This window comes from Staphylococcus sp. EG-SA-2 (assembly GCF_017152085.1).
On record NZ_JACYHC010000196.1, the window covers coordinates 1 to 523 of the forward strand.

General features: G+C 40.5%; 1 pseudogene. It reads left to right on the forward strand.

Going from position 1 to position 523, the window contains the following annotated elements:
* Positions 1–344, forward strand: a pseudogene (locus IDG60_RS01835) (acetyl-CoA C-acyltransferase); the annotation flags it as partial.
* Between the last annotated feature and the right edge of the window lie 179 nt (positions 345–523).

Below are 523 nucleotides of genomic sequence, written 5' to 3' on the forward strand. Positions count from 1 at the left end.
TAGGCGTTGACCCGAAAATTATGGGTATTGGGCCTGCATATGCGATTCCTGAAGTATTGTCACTCAGCAATCTATCTGTTGAAGACATTGATTTGATCGAATTGAACGAAGCATTTGCTTCTCAAACGATTGCATCTATTAAAGAAGTAGGTCTAGATATATCACGTACGAATGTGAATGGTGGCGCTATTGCTTTAGGTCATCCATTAGGTGCTACAGGGGCAATGTTAACCGCGCGTTTACTTAATGAAATGGGTAGACGTCCCGATAGCCGTTACGGCATGGTTACGATGTGTATTGGTGTCGGCATGGGTGCAGCTGCTATATTTGAGTATGTGCGTTAGAATGGTTGATTTTGGATGAAGCGGATTCGTTAGGTTATTGAATGAAGTAGGCTGAAGTTGAAGCGGGTTGAAGCAATTTCGTTTTATTAATGAAGCTGTGTGAAATATAGTGATTGAACAAAAAAGTGGTTTAATGGGATGGTGGTTATTTCCGTTTTAGAATTTAACATTTACACGTC